Raw genomic sequence first — 19858 nt, 5'->3', positions numbered from 1 at the left:
TTCCCTGGGTAGGCGGCCCTGCTCAGGCATGTCGCGACAGAAAAGCCTGCCTCACATGCCAGGATGGTCACGATGCGTCTACCCACGTTGCGCCGGAACCGGAATGCCGAACCGGGCAGAGTCCTCGGCACCGCGCGCCTTGATCGCCGGACGAAACGCCTGGTCGGCCGGCTTCGCCCCGGTGACATCGCGGTCATCGACCACGTCGACCTGGACCGGGTGGCGGCCGACTCGTTGGTCGCTGTCGGTGTCGCCGCGGTCCTCAACGCCAAGCCGTCGGTCTCCGGCCGCTATCCCAACCTCGGGCCGGAGGTGTTGATCGCCGCCGGGATCCCGCTGCTGGACGACCTCGGCGAGGGCGTCTTCGAGCGCATCCGCGAGGGTGACCAGGTACGCGTCGAGGGCAACACCGTGTTCGCGGGCGAGGAGCCGGTGGCGCACGGCACCCTGCAGGACGCCGAGTCGGTCGCCAAGGCGATGTCCGACGCCCGGGAGGGGCTGTCGGTGCAGTTGGAGGCGTTCGCCGCCAACACGATGGACTACCTGCGCCAGGAACGCGACCTGCTGCTCGACGGCGTGGGCGTACCGGACATCCAGACCCAGATCCAGGGCCGACACTGCCTGATCGTGGTGCGCGGCTACGACTACAAGGCCGACCTGGACGTGCTGCGCCCGTACATCCGGGAGTTCAAGCCGGTGTTGATCGGCGTGGACGGCGGCGCGGACGCGCTGGTCGAGGCCGGGTACACCCCTGACATGATCATCGGGGACATGGATTCGGTCACCGACGACGTGCTGCGCTGCGGCGCCGAGGTGATCGTGCACGCCTACCCGGACGGTCGGGCGCCCGGTCTGCCCCGGGTCAACGGGCTCGGCGTCCCCGCCATCACGTTCCCGGCGGCGGCGACCAGCGAGGACCTGGCGATGCTGCTGGCCGACGAGAAGGGCGCCTCCCTGCTGGTCGCGGTCGGCACCCACGCCACCCTCGTCGAGTTCCTCGACAAGGGGCGCGGCGGGATGGCCTCGACGTTCCTGACCCGGCTGAAGGTCGGCGGCAAGCTGGTCGACGCCAAGGGTGTGAGCCGGCTCTACCGGCAGAGCATCTCCGGCTCGTCGTTGCTGCTGCTGGTGCTCTCGGCGATCGCGGCGATGGCCTCCGCGGTGGCGGTCTCCACCGTCGGGAAGGCGTACCTGGGCGTGGTCGCCGAGTGGTGGGACAATTTCGTGTTCCAGCTGTACCGGCTCTTCTAGTTCCCGAGCGATCAAGAGGCTGCAAGCGTGATCAACTTCCGCTACCACGTGGTGTCCCTCACCGCGGTCTTCCTGGCTCTGGCGATCGGCCTGGTGGTCGGCACCGCCGCCCTCAACGGCCCGGTCGCCGACTCGCTCAAGCAGCAGGTCACCGGGTTGCGCAAGGACAACCAGCAGTGGCGTCAGCAGGTCGCCAACATGGAGAAGCAGCTCGGTCTGGAAGAGGAGTTCGCCGAGGAGATGTCCCAGGTGGTCCTGCCGGGCACCCTCACCGGACGCCGGGTGGTGGTGCTCAGCCTGCCGAACGGGCGTGACCACACCGAGGGTGTGCTCAAGAAGCTGCAGCAGGCCGGCGCCACCATCACCGGTCGGGTCGACCTGCAGGACAAGTTCATCAACCCGGACAACAACTCCAACCTGCTGGAGTTGGCCGTCACCGCCGCCCGGCCCACCGCGCAGACCACCGGCCTGCCCGGCAACGGGCACGGCGTGGAGACCTCCAGCGCGCTGCTGGCCAGCGTCCTGCTGGACCGCGCCCAGGGCACCGCGCCGGTCAGCGACGCCGACCGGCGGGCGGTGCTCGCCGCGTACAACAACGCCGGCTACCTGACCACCGACAACAACAAGGTGACCGGCCCGGCGGAGGCGGTCGTCGTGGTGAGCGGCCAGCCGTATGTCGACAAGGACTCCGAGAAGCGGGACGAGTCGGTCGTCAAGATCGCCGAGCAGTTCGACCGGACCGGGGCGATCGTGGTGGGCGGCAACGGCTCCGCCGGCGGCAACGTGGTGTCCGTGGTCCGTGGCGACCCGGTGCTGTCGCAGACCATCTCGACCGTCGACAACGCCAACACCGTCCAGGGGCAACTGGTCACCAGTCTGGCGCTGGTACAGCAGCTCACCGAGAAGAAGGCCGGCCAGTACGGCGTCGGCGACAACGCCGCGTCCCTGCTGCCTAGACTGCCCCAGTGAGCGAACGACGTACCGCCGTGTCCGTAATCGACGAGGTGCCGGCATGAACACGCTGGGACGGCTGCTGGTCGCCGCCGCCGGAGCGGCCGCCGCCCGGTACGCGTTGCGCGAGGTGCGGACCGCCCCGGTGGGGCCGGCGCTGGAGCGCACCAACTTCCGCGGCCGTACGGTGACCCTCGCCGCCGGTCCGGCGCTCGCGGCCGGCGCGACCGCCGCGGGCGCGTTCGGCGCGACGAGTGCCGCCTCCGGTGGCGCCGCCCTGGTCGCCGGCCTCGGCGCCGGTGGTGTCGGGCTCTACGACGACGTGGTCGGGGCACGACCGGAGCAGAAGGCGGCCAAGGGCTTCGCCGGGCACCTCGCCGCGTTGCGTGCGGGGCGGGTCACCGCCGGGCTCGTCAAGGTGGTCGGGGTGGGCGCGGCCGGGCTGGGCGCCGCCGCACTGCTCGCCGCCGACCCCCGCGTCGCCGCGCACCCGCGCCGGCAGCGCCACGGCGCGTTCGGCCGGGGAGTGGACGTGCTGCTCGGCGCTGGCGTGATCGCCGGCACCGCCAACCTGCTCAACCTGCTCGACCTGCGACCCGGCCGGGCCATCAAGTCCGGGCTGCTGCTGGGCGCGCCGCTGACCGGCGGCCCGCACGGCGGGATCGCCGCCGGCGCGGCCGGCGCCGCCGCCGGACTGCTCGGCGACGACCTGTCCGAGAACGTCATGGTCGGCGACAGCGGCGCGAACGCGCTCGGCGCGCTGCTCGGTGTGGCGCTCGCCGCCCGCACCGGTCCGCTCGGTCGGGCCGGCCTGCTCGCCGTGCTGGCCGGGCTCACCGCCGCCAGCGAGAAGGTCAGCTTCACGGCGGTGATCCAGCGGACCCCGGGCCTGCGGGAGCTCGACGCCCTGGGCCGGCGCACCGACTGACGTGACCAGACCGGCCCCCCTCGCCGGCGCCGGCCGGCTGGCCGGGGCAGCCGCGCTCATCGCCGTGCTCACCGTGCTCAGCCGGCTCGCCGGCTTCGGCCGCACCGCCCTGTTCACCTGGAGCCTCGGGAACACCGACCTCGGCGGCACCTACGTGGTGGCCAACGCGGTGCCGAACTTCATCTTCGAGATCGTCGCCGGTGGCGCGCTGGCGAGCCTCGTCGTACCGCTGCTGGCCGGCGCCGTCGGGGCCGGCGACCGGACGACGGTCGCCCGGACCACCGGCGCGCTGCTGACCTGGACGGTGGCGCTGCTGGTGCCGCTCGCGCTGCTCGTGGCGCTGTTCGCCGGCCCGGTAGTCGGGTCGCTGGGGCACCACCTCACCGACGCCCAGCAGCACAGCGGCGTACGGATGCTGCGGGTCTTCGCGCCGCAGCTACCGCTGTACGGGGTCGGCATCGTGCTCACCGGGGTGCTCCAGGCGCACCGCCGCTTCGCCTGGCCGGTGCTCGCCCCGCTGCTGTCCAGCCTCACCGTGATCGTGGTCTACCTGGGGTTCACGGCCACCCAGGGCCGCTATGCCACGGTCGCCGGGGTGAGTCCCGGCGGCGAGGTGCTGCTCTCCGCCGGCACGACCCTCGGCGTGGTGGTGCTGTCGCTGTCGCTGCTCATCCCGATCCGTCGGTTGCGGCTGGGGGTACGGCCCGGGTTCGGGTTCCCCGTCGACGCGCGGGCCCGGGTCGGCGCGCTGGCGGTGGCGGGCGCGGTCACCGTCACGACGCAGCAGATCGCCCTGATCGTCAGCCTGAACCAGGTGACGGCGGGCGCGCGCAGCAACCCCGGCGTCTACAACCTGGCGCAGACGGTCTACCTGCTGCCGTGGGCGGTGCTGGCGGTGCCCCTGGCCGTGGCGGCCTACCCGACCCTCGCGGCGGCGCGGTCGGCCGGCGACGAGGACGCCTACCGGGCGACCCTCGCTCCGGCCGTGCGCGGGGTGCTGCTGTTCAGTTGCCTCGGCGCGGCCGCGCTGGTCGGAACCGCGGGGCCGATCGGGCACTTCTTCTTCCCCGCGTCCACCGCGCCCGCCGCCGCCGCCGCGATCATCGGTTACGCCCCGGGCCTGGTCGGCTACGGCCTGTTCGCGATCCTCACCCGGGCGCTCTACGCGCGGGGGCAGACCCGGGCGGCGACGGTGGCGACCGCCGTCGGCTTCCTCGTGGTGCCGGTCGCGGTGCTGGCGCTCGGCCGGATCCTGCCGTTGACCGACCGGGTGCTCGCCGTGACGTCCGCGAACTCGGTGGGCATGGTGGTGCTGGGCGCGCTGCTGGTCGTCGCGGTGGCGCGGGCCGCCGGCACACCGGCGCTGGCCGGCGCGGCGCGCGCCGGGGCGGCCGGCCTCCTCGCCGGCCTCCTCGCCGCGTTCGCCGGGCTGGGCCTGAGCCGTTGGCTCGACAGGCTGGACGGCGGCACCCCGACGACGGCCGTGGCGCTCGGTCAGGGCATGCTGTCCGGGGTTCTGGTCGGTGTCGTGTTCCTCGTCGTGGTCTGGTTCGTCGACCGGCGGGACGTACGGCCGCTACTGACCGGGGTGGCTCGCCGCCTCCGGCGGGGCCAGCGGGGCCGGGCCGGCACGCCCACGCCGGGCGCGGTGCCCCCGGAGCGGGGCGACGGGAAGGAGACGGCGGTTCGGTGAGCGTTGTCAACACCAACCGGCGGTGGCCGGCATGACGGAGACCAACGGCTGGTCGGGCACCGTGGCGCTGGTGCTGGCGTCCAGCACCGGTGGGGTCGGCCAGCACGTCCGTTCGGTGGCACGGGGGCTCGTCGCGTCCGGCGCGACGGTGCTGGTCTGCGGGCCGGCGGCGACGCAGGAGCAGTTCGACTTCACCGGCGTCGGCGCGCGTTTCGAACCGGTGGAGATCCCGGCCAGCCCGACCCCGGCCGACGCGCGGGCGGTGCTCGCCCTGCGGCGGGTGCTCGCCACGGCCCGGGTCGACGTGCTGCACGCGCACGGTCTGCGCGCCGGTCTCGTCGCCGTACTGGCCCGGCCGACCGCCCCGCTCGTGGTGACCTGGCACAACGCCGTCCTCGCGGGCGGATTGCGCGGCGGGGTGTCCCGGCTCGTCGAGCGGGTGGTCGCCCGGGGGGCCCGGGTGGCGCTGGGGGCGTCGTCCGACCTGGTCGGGCGGGCCACCGCGCTGGGCGCCGCCGACGCGCGGCTCGCCCCGGTCGCCGCCCCGACGCTGGCCGCGCCGCGTCGGCGTCGCGCCGCCGTCCGCGCCGAGTTCGGCGTGGGACCGGAGCAGCCGCTCATCCTCTCGGTGGGGCGGCTGCACCCGCAGAAGCGCTACGACGTGCTGGTCGACGCGGCGGCCCGCTGGCGGACGCGTACCCCACCGCCGGTCGTGGTGATCGCCGGAAGCGGCCCGGCGTACCTGTCGTTGGCCGCGCGGATCTCGGCGGCCCGCGCTCCGGTGACCCTGCTGGGGCACCGTACCGATGTGGCCGACCTGCTCGCCGGCGCCGACCTCGCGGTGGTCACCAGCGACTGGGAGGCGCGGCAGTTGTTCGCCCAGGAGGCGATGCGGGCCGGCGTGCCGTTGGTGACGACGGCGGTGGGCGGCCTGCCGGAGCTGGTCGGTGACGCCGCCGCGCTGGTCCCCTCGGTCGACGTGGACGCGGTCGACGCGGCGGTGCGCGCGCTGCTGGACGACCCGACGGCCCGGACCGATCTGGGTCGGCGCGGCGCCGAACGGGCGGCGACGTGGCCCACCGAGGCGGACACGGTCGCCGTGCTGGCGGCGGTCTACGCCGAACTGGCCGCCCACCCGGCGGCGCCCGGCTCCGACGCGCCCCTGACGGGACACCGCTGATGGTGCGTCGACTGGCCCCGGCCCTGTTGACCGTGCTCGTGGTGGCGTTGGGCGTCGCCGCGCTGGCCGTCCGGCCACCGCAGGGCACGCCGCAGCGCACCGCCGACTTCGTGGTGCTCGCCGGTGTCGCGGGGCTGCGCTGGGAGGACGTCGACCAGCAGCGCACGCCGACACTGTGGCGGATGGCCCAGGAAGGTTCGATCGGCTCGCTGTCGGTGCGGTCCGCGCACCGGCCCACCTGCCCGGTGGACGGCTGGTTGACGCTCGGCGCGGGCAGTTTCGCCGGCTGGAACGGCGCCCGCCCGGACGGCGGCTGCCCGCCGGCCTCGGTGGCCGTGGAGCAGCCGGACGGGATCGGCGCGAACCTGCCCGACCAGGAGAGCGTGGTCCAGTACAACCAGCAGCGGCTGCCGTGGGGCACGATGCCCGGGTCGCTGTCGGAGTCGGTGCGCTGCTCGGTCGCCGTGGGGCCGGGCGCCGCCGTGGCCGCCGCGCGGCCGTTCGGCCGGGTCGACAGGTACGCCGCGGGGCTGCCGGCCGACCCGCGTCGGCTGCTCGGCTCGTGTGTCCTGAGCATCGTCGACCTCGGCACGATCGAGGGGAGCGATCCGGCGGCGCGCGCCGAGGAGGCACGGGTCGCCGACGCCCTACTGGCCCGGGTCCTGGCCGCCCGCCCGCCGCGGTCGCTGGTGCTGGTCGCCGGCATCTCCGACACCGAGCGGCCGTCGCGGCTGCACGTGGCGATCGCCGACGGGCCGGGTTGGGAGCGGGGCTGGCTGACCTCGGCCAGCACCGGCCGTGACGGTTACCTCCAGCTCGTCGACCTCGCGCCGACGGCGTTGGCCGCGCTGGGCCGGCCGATGCCGGAGCGGCTGTTCCTCGGCCGGCCGGCGGTCAGCACCGGTGGTCGGCCGGCGGACCTGACGGAGGCGATCAACGCCCCGGCGGACGCCGACCGGGAGGCGGCCGCCCAGCGGACCGTCTCCGGCGGGTTCTTCGCCCTGCTCGCCGGGGCGCAGGTGCTGCTGGCCCTGGCCGTGCTGCCGTTGCTGCGCCGCGCGCGGCCACACGCGGGCCCGACCGGCCCGACCCCGATCCCGGCCCGGGTCCTGGCGGTGGTCGAGCTGCTGCTGGTCGCGGCGGCGTTGACCGTCCCGGCCGCGTTGCTGGCCGACGCCGTCCCCTGGTGGCGCGGCGGGCACCCCGGGTGGATCTTCGCCGGGGTCACCGCGCTGCTGGTCGCGGGGGGCACGGCCGCGGTCCGCTTCGCCCCCGGGTACGCGAGGACCCTCGGCCCGGTCGGCGCGGTGGCCGGCCTGACGACCCTGGTCGTCGGCGTGGACGTGCTGACCGGGGCCCGCCTCCAGCTCAACGGCGTGGTCGGCTACTCGGCGTTGCAGGGTGGCCGGTACGCCGGGCTGAGCACGGTCGCGCTGGGGGTGTTCCTCGCCGGCGCGCTGGTGACCGGCGGGTGGCTCGCCCAGCGGGTGCACCGGCGCTGGCGGCCCGCCGTGATGGTCGCCGTGGGTGGCCTCGCCGTGGTGGTGGCCGGCAGCCCCTACCTCGGCGCCGACCCGGTCGGCGCGATCGCGCTGACCGCCGGCCTGAGCGTGGCGGCGGCGATCAGCGCCGGTGGCTGGCTGACCATCAGTCGACTGGCGTGGGCCACCATGGCCGCCCTGGCGGTCGGTATCGGCTTCGCCGTCGTGGACCTGCGCCGGCTGCCGGCCGAGCGGGGGAGCCTCGGCCGGTTCCTGTCCGCGGTCGGCGACGGCACCGGCGGTTTCACCGTGCACCGGTCCAGCACGGCGAACTTCGAGACGTTGGTGAACAGCCCGTTGACGGTGCTGGCGCTCGCCGGCGGGCTGCTGGTGTGGTTCGCCCTGCTGCAGCCGTGGGGTGGACTGATGCGGCTGTTCGGCATCTACCCGGCGGTGCGGGCGGCGTTCGCCGGCACGGCGGTCGCGGCGGTGCTGGGCGGTGTGCTCGACGGTGCCGCACTGGACGTGGCCGGCGCGGCGGCCGCCCTGGTGGTGCCGCTGGCGGCGCTGGCGTCGCTGCGGGTCCTCGGGCACGCCGCCGACCGGACCCGCCCCGCCACCGGCCGCGAGCGGGAGAACGATGCCGACGACGATCCGGGTTCCGGGGGCGACGGGCCAGCCGGTGGGGGGAACGGTCCGACCGGCGGCGGTGGTCCGCTCGGAGCGGGTCACCCCCGGCCGGTCGGCGGTTCGCCCGCCGCGCCACCCCGTACCGTCGTCCTGGGGCCGGACCTGGGCTCGCCGGCGGCCGACGGCCCCGGCCGGTCGGACGGTCCGACGGCGGGCGCTGCGGCCACCGCTCCGGCGCAGCGGCGTCCGACGGACACGCCAGCGCCATCGAGCGAGGTTGCCACCTCCTGACCGCCGGACGCCGCCCGGGTGGCCCGTTCCGGTCCCACCCGGGGTGCGGCCTGCGAGTACCCGTCGTGAAGGTGTTACCGTGGAATCCCGTGGATCGCGTGATCACTTTGCTGATCGAGCACGGCGGTCTGCATGACCGCGACAGACGACACGGGAGCAGGCCTTGGCCCCATCAGCACGGACGACCAGGCACATTTTCGTCACCGGGGGCGTCGCCTCCTCGCTGGGTAAGGGCCTCACCGCCTCCAGCCTCGGCAACCTGTTGACCGCGCGCGGGCTCCGCGTCGTGATGCAGAAGCTCGACCCCTACCTGAACGTTGACCCGGGGACGATGAACCCGTTCCAGCACGGCGAGGTCTTCGTCACCGAGGACGGCGCCGAGACCGACCTCGACGTCGGGCACTACGAGCGTTTCCTCGACCGGGCGCTGTCCGGCAAGGCGAACGTCACCACCGGGCAGATCTACTCCGACGTGATCGCCAAGGAGCGGCGCGGCGAGTACCTGGGCGACACCGTCCAGGTCATCCCGCACATCACCAACGAGATCAAGTCGCGGATCCTGGCGATGGCCGACCCGGACGAGGACGGCGTCCTGCCCGACGTGGTCATCACCGAGGTCGGTGGCACGGTGGGCGACATCGAGTCGCTGCCGTTCCTGGAGGCGATCCGTCAGGTCCGCCACGACCTGGGCCGGGACAACTGTTTCTACCTGCACGTCTCGCTGGTGCCGTACCTGGCGCCGTCGGGCGAGCTGAAGACCAAGCCGACCCAGCACTCCGTGGCCCAGCTGCGCAACATCGGTATCCAGCCGGACGCCATCGTGCTGCGCTGCGACCGGGAGATCCCGGTGAAGCTCAAGGAGAAGCTGTCGCTCTACTGCGACGTCGACGCCGAGGCGGTCGTCGCCGCCCCGGACGCCCCGAGCATCTACGACATCCCGAAGGTGCTGCACCGCGAGGGGCTCGACGCGTACGTGGTGCGCCGGCTCGGGCTCTCGTTCCGGGACGTGGACTGGGCGAGCTGGGACGACCTGCTGGAGCGGGTGCACCGCCCGCGGCACACGGTGACCGTCGCGGTGGTCGGCAAGTACGTGGACCTGCCCGACGCGTACCTGTCGGTGAGCGAGGCGATCCGGGCGGCCGGTTTCGGTAACCGGTCCCGGGTGCAGCTCAAGTGGGTGCCCAGCGACGAGTGCGTCACCCCGGCCGGCGCGGCGGCGGCCCTGGCCGGCGTGGACGGCATCCTCATCCCGGGCGGGTTCGGCGTCCGGGGCATCGAGGGCAAGATCGGTACGGCCCGGTACGCGCGGGAGAACGGCATCCCCCTGCTCGGCCTCTGCCTCGGACTGCAGTGCATGACGATCGACGTGGCCCGGCACCTGGCCGGCCTGGACGGCGCCAACTCGTTGGAGTTCGACGAGCAGGCCGCGCACCCGGTCATCGCCACCATGGCCGACCAGGAGGACATCGTCGCCGGCAAGGGCGACCTGGGCGGCACCATGCGGCTCGGGGCGTACCCGGCGACGTTGACCGAGGGCTCGATCGTCGCCGAGGCGTACGGCAGCACCGACATCAGCGAGCGGCACCGGCACCGCTACGAGGTCAACAACGCCTACCGGGACGCGTTGACCAAGGCGGGCCTGCACATCTCCGGCACCTCGCCGGACGGCCGGCTGGTCGAGTTCATCGAGCTGGACCGCGAGCTGCACCCGTTCTTCGTGGCCACGCAGGCGCACCCGGAGCTCAAGAGCCGCCCGACCCGTCCGCACCCGCTGTTCGCGTCGTTCGTCAAGGCCGCGGTGGCGTACTCGCAGGCCGACCAGTTGCCGGTCGACCTCGATCCCGCCGCGGAGGCCCCGTCGGCCCGCAAGGCGGCCCGCAACGGCGCCGCCACGAAGGCGTCGGCGTGAGCGAGCATCGCTACGAGGTCCGTTCCCGCGAGGAGCGGTACCGCGGGCGGATCTTCGACGTGGTCACCGAGGAGGTGACCATGCCCGGCGGCGGGACCGCGCTGCGCGACCTGGTCCGGCACGTCGGGGCGGTGGCCGTGGTGGCCCTGGACGACGCCGGTCAGGTGGTGCTGATCCGCCAGTATCGGCACCCGGTGGGCCGGCACCTCTGGGAGCTGCCGGCCGGGCTGATGGACGTCTCCGGCGAGGAGTTGCCGGCCGCCGCGCTGCGGGAGCTGGCCGAGGAGGCCGACCTGACCGCCGGGCGGATCGACGTGCTGGTCGACCTGCACAGCTCGCCCGGGTTCACCAACGAGATCGTCCGGGTCTTCCTGGCTCGGGACCTCGCCGACGTGCCGGCCGACGAGCGGCACGAGCGCCACGACGAGGAGGCCGACCTCCAGGTCGTCCGCGTCGACCTCGACGAGGCGGTCGGCATGGTCCTGGCCGGCGAGATCACCAACGCGTCCGCGGTGGCCGGGCTGCTCGCGGCGGCGCGTGGCCGGGACACCGGCTTCGCGGCGCTGCGCCGGGCGGAGGCGCCGCTGCCGCGCTGAGCGCCGCAGTTCGGTCCAGCCGATCATCGAGTACGCGCCAGAGGGGGCCCCGCGGTCAACCGCGGGGCCCCTCTGGGTGTCCAAGCGGAAGGTCAGTCCCGCAGCGGGCGACCCTGCGCGTCCGTGCCGCCGTTGACGAGGATCAGGATGCCGTCGATGAGGCCCCAGAGGCCGCCGGCCCCACAGGTCACCAGGCTCACGACGAGCTGGAGCACGGCGATCTTGGTGTGTCCGGTGTAGAACCGACCGGCACCGAAGGTGCCGAGCAGGATGCCGAGGATGCCCGCGACGACCTTGCTCTTGTCGGAGTAACCCGGGGCGTACCCGGGCTGGTATTCAGGAGTGGTCATGGGCGGACACAATAGTGATCCACTCGCCCGCTGTCCGTACCGCCGCCCGGCAGATGGGACGATAATGGGCGAACACTGTCCTGACGGCTGAGGTGACGTCCACCGCCGGCCCGGTCCGTGCCCTGACACTCCGTCAGGTCGTCCGGGCACCGGATGCCACTGTGCTGGCTCGTCGCGGGGTTGGACGCGCCTAGACTGCCGCCGGCGGGACCGGTGGACCGTGGCGGCAATGGGGCCGTCGTGGCGCCGAGCGGTCGGGGGAACTCAGCCCCGAAGAGAGGTGTCTGCATCGTGAAGGTCGGAATCCCACGCGAGGTCAAGAACCACGAGTACCGCGTGGCGATCACGCCGGCGGGCGTCAACGAGTTCACCCGCAGCGGCCACCAGGTCTTCGTCGAGTCCGGCGCGGGCGTCGGCTCCAGCATCACCGACGAGGAGTTCGCCGCCGCCGGCGCGAAGATCCTGGCCACCGCCGACGAGGTGTGGGACACCGCAGAGCTGGTGCTCAAGGTCAAGGAGCCGATCGCCGAGGAGTACCACCGGATGCGCGAGGGGCAGGTCCTCTTCACCTACCTGCACCTGGCCGCCTCGAAGGAGTGCACGGACGCGCTGGTCGACCGGAAGGTCACCGGCATCGCGTACGAGACCGTCGAGCTGCCCGACAAGTCGCTGCCGCTGCTCGCGCCGATGTCCGAGGTGGCGGGCCGGCTCGCCCCGCAGGTGGGCGCGTTCTACATGATGCGGACCGGCGGTGGTCGGGGCGTGCTGCCCGGCGGCGTCTCCGGCGTGTACGCGGCGAAGACCGTCGTCATCGGCGCCGGCGTCTCCGGCATGAACGCCGCCGCCATCGCCCTGGGCCTGCAGTCCGAGGTGCTGCTGCTGGACAAGAACGTGGCCCGCCTGCGCCAGGCCGACGCCATCTACCGGGGGCACCTGCAGACCGTCGCCTCCAACGCGTACGAGATCGAGCGGGCCGTCCTCGACGCCGACCTGGTCATCGGCGCGGTGCTGGTGCCCGGCGCGAAGGCCCCGACGCTCATCTCCAACGAGCTGGTCTCCCGGATGAAGCCGGGCAGCGTGCTCGTCGACATCGCCATCGACCAGGGTGGCTGCTTCGAGGACTCGCGGCCCACCACGCACGCCGACCCGGTCTACAAGGTGCACGAGTCGATCTTCTACTGCGTGGCGAACATGCCCGGCGCGGTGCCGAACACCAGCACCTACGCGTTGACCAACGTCACCCTGCCGTACGCCCTCGAACTGGCCAACCAGGGCTGGCGCGACGCCCTGCGCACCGACCCGGCGCTGGCGCTGGGCCTGAACACCCACGACGGCCAGGTCACCTACGGCCCGGTCGCCGAGGCGCACGGCATGCCCGTGCTCCCGCTGGCCGAGGTGCTGGGCTGACCGACTCCACTGTCGAACGGGCCGGTGCGGGCGTCGAACCCGCGCCGGCCCTGCGCCGTGCCGTCCGCGGGTACCTCGACCACCTCACCGTCGAGCGCGGCCTGTCCGCGAACACCCTCGCCTCGTACCGCCGGGATCTGGACCGTTATCTCACGACCCTGGCCGAGGTCGGCGTCGCCGACCTCGCGTCGGTCGCCCCCGGCGTCGTCGAGTCGCACCTGGCCCGACTACGCGCGGGCGACGACGACCACCCGCCCCTGGCCGTGTCGTCGGCCGCCCGCGCGGCCAGCGCGGTTCGTGGCCTGCACCGGTTCGCCGTGCGGGAGGGGCTGGCCGGCGCCGACCCGAGCCGCGACGTCCGCCCGCCCACCCCGCCGCGCCGGCTGCCCCGCGCGCTGGGAGTCGACGACGTTTCCCGCCTGCTGGAGACCACCGGGCCGGTCACCGCGACCGGTGACGGCGCGTCGCTCGCGCTGCGCGACCGGGCGCTGCTGGAGTTCCTGTACGGCACCGGCGCGCGGATCTCCGAGGCGGTCGGCGCGGCGATCGACGACCTGGACGTCGACGAGGGCGCCGTGCTGCTGCGCGGCAAGGGCGGCCGGATGCGACTCGTCCCGATCGGCGGGTACGCCGTCGACGCGGTCCGCGCCTACCTGGTCCGGGCCCGCCCGACGCTGGCCGCCGCCGGCCGGGGCACCCCGGCGGTGTTCCTCAACGCCCGGGGCGGCGCGCTGTCCCGCCAGGGCGCCTGGATGATCCTGCGGCACGCCGCCGCCCGCGCCGGCCTGCCGGTCGAGGGACCGTCGGCGGTGTCCCCGCACACGCTGCGCCACTCGTACGCGACCCACCTGCTCGACGGTGGCGCCGACGTGCGGGTCGTCCAGGAACTGCTCGGTCACGCCTCGGTGACCACCACCCAGGTCTACACCCTCGTCACCGTCGAACGGCTGCGCGAGGTGTACGCCACCGCCCACCCGCGCGCCCGGGACTGACGCCCCGGTCGGGGTCGGTCCCGACACGCCGGGCCGGTGCCGAACGCCCTGCTGGTCGGTGGCGTACAGTCGGCATCGGCGCGGACCTCCTGGGGCGACACGACCGGGGTGCGCAGCGGCGCCGCGAAGGACGTCGGACGGCTCCGACGCCGGGTGGGTCGTCGGGAGGGGGCAACGAGCACATGGCTGGCAACGGTGACCGTGCCGAGACGTGGACGTCGGAGCTCCGCGAGCAGCAGGCCGCGCTCGGCAACGATCTGGGTCCGGCCGACCCGGCCGCCTACACGATGCGCAAGCCCATCCCCGAGCCGATGCCCACTGATCGGCACGGTCCGGCGCGCATCATCGCGATGGCCAACCAGAAGGGTGGCGTCGGCAAGACGACCACCACCATCAACCTGGGCGCGGCCCTCGCGGAGTACGGCCGCAAGGTGCTGCTCGTCGACTTCGACCCGCAGGGCGCGCTCTCGGTGGGCCTGGGTGTCAACCCGCACAACCTCGACCTGTCCGTCTACAACCTGCTCATGCAGGACGACGTGACCGCCGAGGACGTCCTCATCAAGACCGACGTCGCGGGCCTGCACCTGCTACCGGCCAACATCGACCTCTCCGCCGCCGAGATCCAGCTCGTCAACGAGGTCGCCCGCGAGATGGCCCTGGCCCGGGTCCTGCGCTCGGTCCGCAAGGAGTACGACTACATCCTGATCGACTGCCAGCCGTCCCTCGGCCTGCTGGCGATCAACGCGCTGACCGTCGCGCACGGCGTGCTCATCCCGCTCGAGTGCGAGTTCTTCAGCCTGCGCGGTGTGGCCCTGCTGCTGGACACCATCGACAAGGTGCGCGAACGGCTCAACTTCGACCTGGAGCTCGAAGGCATTCTCGCCACCATGTACGACAGCCGCACCACCCACTGCCGTCAGGTGCTCCAGCGGGTGGTCGAGGCGTTCGGCGACAAGGTCTACCAGACGGTCATCACCAAGACGGTGAAGTTCCCGGAGTCCACCGTGGCCGGTGCCCCCATCACGACGATGGACCCGGCCTCCTCCGGGGCGCGTAACTACCGTCAGCTGGCCCGCGAGGTGATCGCCGCCCAGTCGGAGCGGTAGCCGGAAGTCCCGGTGCCCGTCTCGTGGACTACGGTCGTGCGGTGACCGCGCCACCCCTGCACCCGCCCGACACCGCCGATCCGGCCGTGGTCGACGGTGCGCAGCCCGCCGGGTTCACGGTGCGACTGGCCAACTTCACCGGCCCCTTCGACCTGCTGCTGCAACTCATCGGCAAACACAAGCTCGACGTCACCGAGGTGGCCCTGCACACGGTCACCGACGAGTTCATCGCCTACATCCGCGCCATGGGCGACGACTGGGACCTGGACGAGGCCAGCGAGTTCCTGCTCATCGCCGCGACCCTGCTCGACCTGAAGGCCGCCCGGCTGCTGCCCGCCGCCGACGTCGAGGACGAGGAGGACCTCGCCCTGCTGGAGGCCCGGGACCTGCTCTTCGCCCGGCTGCTGCAGTACAAGGCGTACAAGGAGGCGGCGGCACACATCGCCGAGCTGGAAGCGGTCGGCGGCCGGCGCTATCCCCGGGCGGTGAGTCTGGAGCCCCGCTACGCCGAGGCGCTGCCCGACCTGGTGCTCGGCATCGGCCCGCAGCGGCTGCTGAAACTGGCCGTGAAGGCGATGACCCCGAAGGTGACGCCGGAGGTGTCCATCGCCCACGTGCACATGGTGCGGGTCAGTGTGCGGGAACACGCGGCGATCCTCACCGCCCGGCTGCGCCGGGCCGGCACGGCGACGTTCTCGCTGCTCTGCGCCGACTGCGAGGCCACCCTGGAGGTGGTGGCGAGGTTCCTGGCGCTGCTGGAGCTGTACCGGGAGGGTCTGGTGGCCTTCGTGCAGGAGCAGGCCCTGGAGGAGCTGACCGTGCGCTGGACCGGGCCCACCGACGGCGAGACCGAACTGCACGTCGACGAGTACGCCGGCACACCCGCCGACGCCGACCCGCCTCCCGGCCCGGAGCCGGTGGCGGCGGGGGAGGAGGCCGGCGGACCGGCCGAAACGGAAGCGACGGAGGGTGCGCGGGATGAGTGACGAGGAGCGCCGGGACTCCCTGGCCGACCAGGCCGCCGCCTGGGTTCCCCCGTGGGAACGCCCCCGCCCACCGGCCCCCACCGCACCTGCCGAGGCCGAAGCCGAAGCTGAATCCACCGACGCAGCCGTCGGTGAACCGGCCGAGCCGGTCGCACCCCACGAGCCAGTGGTGGTCGCCGAGCCGGTCGTGCCCGCCGAGCCGCTCATGCCCCCCGAGCCGCTCATGCCCCCCGAGCCGGTCGGGGCCGCTGAGCGAATCGAGTCCACCGAGCCGGTCGAGTCCACCGAGCCGGTCGAGACCACCGAGCCGGTCGAGGCCGCTGAGCCGGTCGAGGCCGCTGAGCCGGTCGAGACCGCTGAGCCGGTCGTGCCCGCCGAGCCGGTCGTGCCGGAGGCCGACGCGCCCGCTGAGGCTGCGGAGCCCGCTGCGGCGGGCGCGGCTCGGGGCGTACCCCGGCGGGAGCCCGTCGGGCGACGGCGGCCGGCGGTCGTGCCGGAGCCCGCGCCCGAGCTGCCCGACGCCGAGCTGCGCGGCGCGTTGGAGGCGATCCTCCTGGTGGTGGACGAACCGGTCAGCGAGCTGGTTCTGGCCCAGGTGCTGGAGCAGCCGGCCGAGCGGATCGGGCCGGTGCTCGACGAGATCGCCGCCGGTTACACCGCCGCCGGGAACGGGTTCGAGCTGCGCCGGGCCGCCGGCGGTTGGCGGTTGTACACCCGGCCGGAATACGCTACGTACGTCGAGCGGTTCGTCCTGGACGGGCAGTCCGTGCGGCTGACCCAGGCGGCTCTGGAGACCCTGGCCGTGGTCGCGTACAAGCAGCCGGTGACCCGGTCGCGGATCTCGGCCATCCGGGGTGTCAACTGCGACGGCGTCATCCGTACGCTGGTCACTCGCGGCCTCGTCGAGGAGTGCGGCACCGAATCGGACAGCGGGGCGTTCCTGTACCGGACCACCACGCTGTTCCTGGAGAAGCTCGGGCTGAACACCGTCGACGAATTGCCACCTCTCGCACCCTTCCTGCCCGACGACGTAGAAGAGCTTGCCGATGCGACCCGATAACCGTTCCCCGAAGTCCGACGCCCCCGTCTACGAGGGCGCGGAACGCCTGCAGAAGGTGCTCGCCGCCGCCGGCGTGGGTTCCCGGCGTGCCTGCGAGGACCTGATCTTCCGGCGCCGGGTCACCGTGGACGGGCGGGTCGCCAAGCTCGGCGACAAGGTCGACCCCGCCACGTCCGTGATCCACGTGGACGGCGAGCGCCTTCAGGTCGACGTCCGCCTGGTCTACGTGGCGATGAACAAGCCGCGCGGTGTGGTGACCACCATGTCGGACGACAAGGGGCGCACCGAACTGGCCGAGTTCATCGGCCGGCGGTTGGACCAGCGGGTCTACCACGTCGGGCGGCTCGACGCGGACAGCGAGGGCCTGCTGCTGCTCACCAACGACGGCAACCTCGCGCACAAGCTCATGCACCCCTCGTACGAGGTGCTGAAGACCTACCTGGCCGAGGTGGTCGGGCCGATCCCGCGCAACCTGAGCAAGCGGCTCCTCGCGGGCGTCGAGCTGGAGGACGGGCCGGTGAAGGTCGACTCGTTCAAGGTGGTGGGCACCCTGGGCAAGAGCGCCCAGGTGGAGCTGAGCCTGCACGAAGGGCGCAAGCACATCGTCCGGCGGTTGATGGACGAGGTCGGGCACCCGGTCACCCGTCTGGTGCGTACCTCCATCGGTCCGATCCGGTTGGGCGACCTGCGCACCGGGCGTCTGCGGCGCCTGACCAACGCGGAGGTCGCCGCCCTGTTCCGCGCGGTGGGTGACTGACCCCCGGGCTTCGGGGTACGGCTGCCGGTAGGCTCCGCAGCGGCCGGGAAGCGGCCGCCGGAGGGTGGCGTGGGTCGCCTCGGGCGGCGGCGCGCGTGGGTGCGCCAGGGGCCCCGGGCATGATGGATGACGATGGACAACCGCTTGCGGCGCCAGCACCGGGCGATCCGCGAGGTACGGGCTGAGGAGGACACGGTGGAGGAAAACGTACGGGCCGAGCGATGTGTGGTCGCTGTGGACGGGCCGTCCGGTTCGGGTAAGTCCACCGTGTCGCGGCGGCTCGCCGCCGGCATCGGTGCGCGCTACCTGGACACCGGGGCGATGTACCGGGCGATCACGTGGGCCGTGCTGCGCTCCGGCGTGGATCTCACGGACGCCGCGTCGGTGGCCAAGGTCGCCGGCGAGGCCGACCTGCGCATCGGCACCGACCCCCAGGGGTACGGCGTGACCGTCGACGGCGTGAGCGTGGACGCGGAGATCCGCGGGCCCGAGGTGACTCAGGCGGTCTCCGCCGTCGCCGCCGTGCCAGCCGTCCGTGAGCTGCTGGTCGCCCGGCAGCGCGAGATGATCGTCAACGCGGGCCGAATGGTGGTCGAGGGCCGGGACATCGGTTCGGTCGTGGCGCCGGACGCCGACCTGAAGGTCTTCCTGACCGCCTCCGAGGCGGCCCGCGCGGCCCGGCGCAGCGCCGAGGACGCCTCCGACGTGGCGGCCACCGCCGCCGACCTGGCCCGCCGCGACAAACTCGACTCGACCCGCAAGGTCAACCCGTTGGCCCAGGCCTCGGACGCCGTCGTGCTGGACACCACCGAGCTGGGCATCGACGAGGTCGTGGCCCGGCTGCGTGACCTGCTCACCGAGCGGGGAGTGGCATGAGCGAGGGTGGTTCCTGGGTCGAGCTGCGCGAGCCGGACCTCGTCGTCGAGGAGCCGACCGGCCCGCAGCCGGTGGTCGCGGTCGTCGGCCGTCCCAACGTGGGCAAGTCGACGCTCGTCAACCGGATCATCGGCCGCCGGCAGGCGGTCGTCGAGGACATTCCCGGCGTGACCCGGGACCGCGTGCCGTACGACGCGCAGTGGAACGGCCGGTCGTTCACCGTGGTGGACACCGGCGGTTGGGAGCCGGACGCGAAGGACCGCGCGGCGGCCATCGCCGCGCAGGCCGAGACGGCGGTGGTCACCGCCGACGTGGTCCTCTTCGTGGTCGACGCGATGGTCGGCTCCACCGACGTGGACGAGGCCGCGGTGAAGATGCTGCGCCGCAGCGCCAAGCCGGTCATCCTGGTGGCCAACAAGGCCGACAACAACTCCATCGAGATGGAGGCCGTGTCGCTGTGGTCGCTCGGCCTCGGCGAGCCGTTCCCGGTGTCCGCGCTGCACGGGCGCGGCTCCGGTGACCTGCTGGACGCCATCCTCGCCGCGCTGCCGGAAGCCCCCGCGATCGTCGAGAACCGGCCGCGCGGGCCGCGCCGGGTGGCGCTGGTCGGCCGGCCGAACGTGGGCAAGTCCAGTCTGCTCAACCGGTTCTCCGGCGAAGATCGGGCGGTTGTCGACTCGGTCGCCGGCACCACAGTGGACCCGGTCGACAGCCTGGTCGAGATCGGCGGCCAGACCTGGCAGCTCGTGGACACCGCCGGTCTGCGCAAGCGGGTCGGCAAGGCCAGCGGAACCGAGTACTACGCCAGCCTGCGCACCGCCGGCGCGATCGAGGCCGCCGAGGTGGCCGTCGTGCTCCTGGACGCCAGCGAGCCGATCAGCGAGCAGGACCAGCGGATCCTCACGATGGTGACCGAGGCCGGCCGAGCGCTGGTCATCGCGTTCAACAAGTGGGACCTGGTCGACGCCGACCGCCGGTACTACCTGGACAAGGAGATCGACCGCGAGCTGCGCCGCATCCCCTGGGCGATCCGGCTGAACCTGTCGGCCATGACCGGCCGCGCAGTCGACAAGCTGGCCCCGGCCCTCAACAAGGCCCTGGCGAGCTGGGAACTGCGCGTACCGACCGCGCACCTCAACCAGTGGCTCACCGCGCTCGTGCAGGCCACCCCGCACCCGGTGCGCGGTGGACGGGCGCCCCGCATCCTGTTCGCCACGCAGGCCGGGGTGGCGCCGCCGCGGTTCGTGCTCTTCACCACGGGCCCGCTCGACGCCGGATACCAGCGGTTCGTCGAGCGCAAACTCCGCGAGGAGTTCGGGTACGAGGGCAGCCCCATCGAGATCTCCGTACGCCCCCGCAAGAAGCTCGGCCCCGGTGGCCGGGGCAAGGCGCACGGGTAACTCGCTTCTCTTCG

17 protein-coding genes are annotated in these 19858 nt (G+C 73.4%); 16 read left to right on the top strand and 1 reads right to left on the bottom strand.

Going from position 1 to position 19858, the window contains the following annotated elements:
• The first annotated feature begins 72 nt into the window (after nt 1–72).
• From steA to ACIBTX_RS18860, 8 genes are all read left to right on the top strand, one after another.
• Nucleotides 73–1251, top strand: coding sequence for a putative cytokinetic ring protein SteA (gene steA, locus ACIBTX_RS18895; RefSeq protein WP_355050199.1), 1179 nt, complete (start codon nt 73–75; stop codon nt 1249–1251).
• Nucleotides 1252–1278: 27 nt separating this feature from the next.
• Nucleotides 1279–2220 (top strand): copper transporter, encoded by a 942-nt coding sequence (locus ACIBTX_RS18890; protein WP_355050198.1) that lies wholly within the window; start codon nt 1279–1281, stop codon nt 2218–2220.
• Between the two features lie 43 nt (nt 2221–2263).
• Nucleotides 2264–3130, top strand: a complete 867-nt coding sequence (locus tag ACIBTX_RS18885) for a hypothetical protein (protein WP_396832791.1) — start codon at nt 2264–2266, stop codon at nt 3128–3130.
• Between the two features lies 1 nt (nt 3131).
• A complete protein-coding gene (murJ, locus tag ACIBTX_RS18880; protein ID WP_396832790.1) occupies nt 3132–4823 on the top strand; it encodes a murein biosynthesis integral membrane protein MurJ in 1692 nt (563 codons plus the stop codon).
• 31 nt (nt 4824–4854) lie between these two features.
• Nucleotides 4855–6003, top strand: coding sequence for a glycosyltransferase family 4 protein (locus tag ACIBTX_RS18875; RefSeq protein ID WP_357172041.1), 1149 nt, complete (start codon nt 4855–4857; stop codon nt 6001–6003).
• Nucleotides 6003–8405 (top strand): hypothetical protein, encoded by a 2403-nt coding sequence (locus tag ACIBTX_RS18870; RefSeq protein WP_396832789.1) that lies wholly within the window; start codon nt 6003–6005, stop codon nt 8403–8405. The genes ACIBTX_RS18875 and ACIBTX_RS18870 overlap by 1 nt, the downstream gene beginning before the upstream one ends.
• Before the next feature lie 163 nt (nt 8406–8568).
• Nucleotides 8569–10314, top strand: coding sequence for a CTP synthase (locus ACIBTX_RS18865; RefSeq protein WP_357120869.1), 1746 nt, complete (start codon nt 8569–8571; stop codon nt 10312–10314).
• Entirely contained in the window at nt 10311–10910 is a 600-nt protein-coding gene (locus tag ACIBTX_RS18860) for an NUDIX domain-containing protein (protein ID WP_396832788.1), read from the top strand. Before ACIBTX_RS18865 ends, ACIBTX_RS18860 begins: the two co-directional genes overlap by 4 nt.
• A gap of 92 nt (nt 10911–11002) precedes the next feature.
• Here the strand turns inward: ACIBTX_RS18860 and ACIBTX_RS18855 are convergent, their stop codons facing one another.
• Nucleotides 11003–11326 carry a TM2 domain-containing protein gene (locus ACIBTX_RS18855; RefSeq protein ID WP_357172254.1) on the bottom strand — a complete coding sequence of 108 codons (324 nt, stop codon included), beginning with the start codon at nt 11324–11326 and terminating at the stop codon, nt 11003–11005.
• A 225-nt stretch (nt 11327–11551) separates the two neighbouring features.
• Here ACIBTX_RS18855 and ald point away from each other — a divergent pair, with 225 nt between their 5' ends.
• The 8 genes from ald (at nt 11552) to der (ending at nt 19844) form a co-directional block, all read left to right on the top strand.
• Nucleotides 11552–12667 carry an alanine dehydrogenase gene (gene ald, locus ACIBTX_RS18850; RefSeq protein WP_357120875.1) on the top strand — a complete coding sequence of 372 codons (1116 nt, stop codon included), beginning with the start codon at nt 11552–11554 and terminating at the stop codon, nt 12665–12667.
• Nucleotides 12664–13659 carry a site-specific tyrosine recombinase XerD gene (locus tag ACIBTX_RS18845; protein WP_357396583.1) on the top strand — a complete coding sequence of 332 codons (996 nt, stop codon included), beginning with the start codon at nt 12664–12666 and terminating at the stop codon, nt 13657–13659. The genes ald and ACIBTX_RS18845 overlap by 4 nt, the downstream gene beginning before the upstream one ends.
• Before the next feature lie 182 nt (nt 13660–13841).
• Nucleotides 13842–14765 (top strand): ParA family protein, encoded by a 924-nt coding sequence (locus tag ACIBTX_RS18840; RefSeq protein WP_357120878.1) that lies wholly within the window; start codon nt 13842–13844, stop codon nt 14763–14765.
• Nucleotides 14766–14806: 41 nt separating this feature from the next.
• Entirely contained in the window at nt 14807–15751 is a 945-nt protein-coding gene (locus ACIBTX_RS18835) for a segregation and condensation protein A (RefSeq protein ID WP_396832787.1), read from the top strand.
• Nucleotides 15744–16811: an SMC-Scp complex subunit ScpB gene (gene scpB / locus ACIBTX_RS18830; protein ID WP_396832786.1), complete on the top strand. Its 1068-nt coding sequence runs from the start codon at nt 15744–15746 to the stop codon at nt 16809–16811. The genes ACIBTX_RS18835 and scpB overlap by 8 nt, the downstream gene beginning before the upstream one ends.
• Nucleotides 16798–17568: a pseudouridine synthase gene (locus tag ACIBTX_RS18825; protein WP_357120884.1), complete on the top strand. Its 771-nt coding sequence runs from the start codon at nt 16798–16800 to the stop codon at nt 17566–17568. Before scpB ends, ACIBTX_RS18825 begins: the two co-directional genes overlap by 14 nt.
• A gap of 195 nt (nt 17569–17763) precedes the next feature.
• Complete coding sequence (cmk, locus tag ACIBTX_RS18820; protein WP_357122145.1) at nt 17764–18444, top strand: (d)CMP kinase; 681 nt, start codon at nt 17764–17766, stop codon at nt 18442–18444.
• Nucleotides 18441–19844: a ribosome biogenesis GTPase Der gene (gene der, locus ACIBTX_RS18815; RefSeq protein ID WP_357120887.1), complete on the top strand. Its 1404-nt coding sequence runs from the start codon at nt 18441–18443 to the stop codon at nt 19842–19844. Before cmk ends, der begins: the two co-directional genes overlap by 4 nt.
• Nucleotides 19845–19858 lie beyond the last annotated feature (14 nt).

This window comes from Micromonospora sp. NPDC049359 (assembly GCF_044466585.1).
GTDB lineage: Bacteria > Actinomycetota > Actinomycetes > Mycobacteriales > Micromonosporaceae > Micromonospora.
The sequence above is the reverse complement of the archived record's forward strand: the minus strand, read 5'-3'. Positions and strand labels throughout refer to the sequence as shown.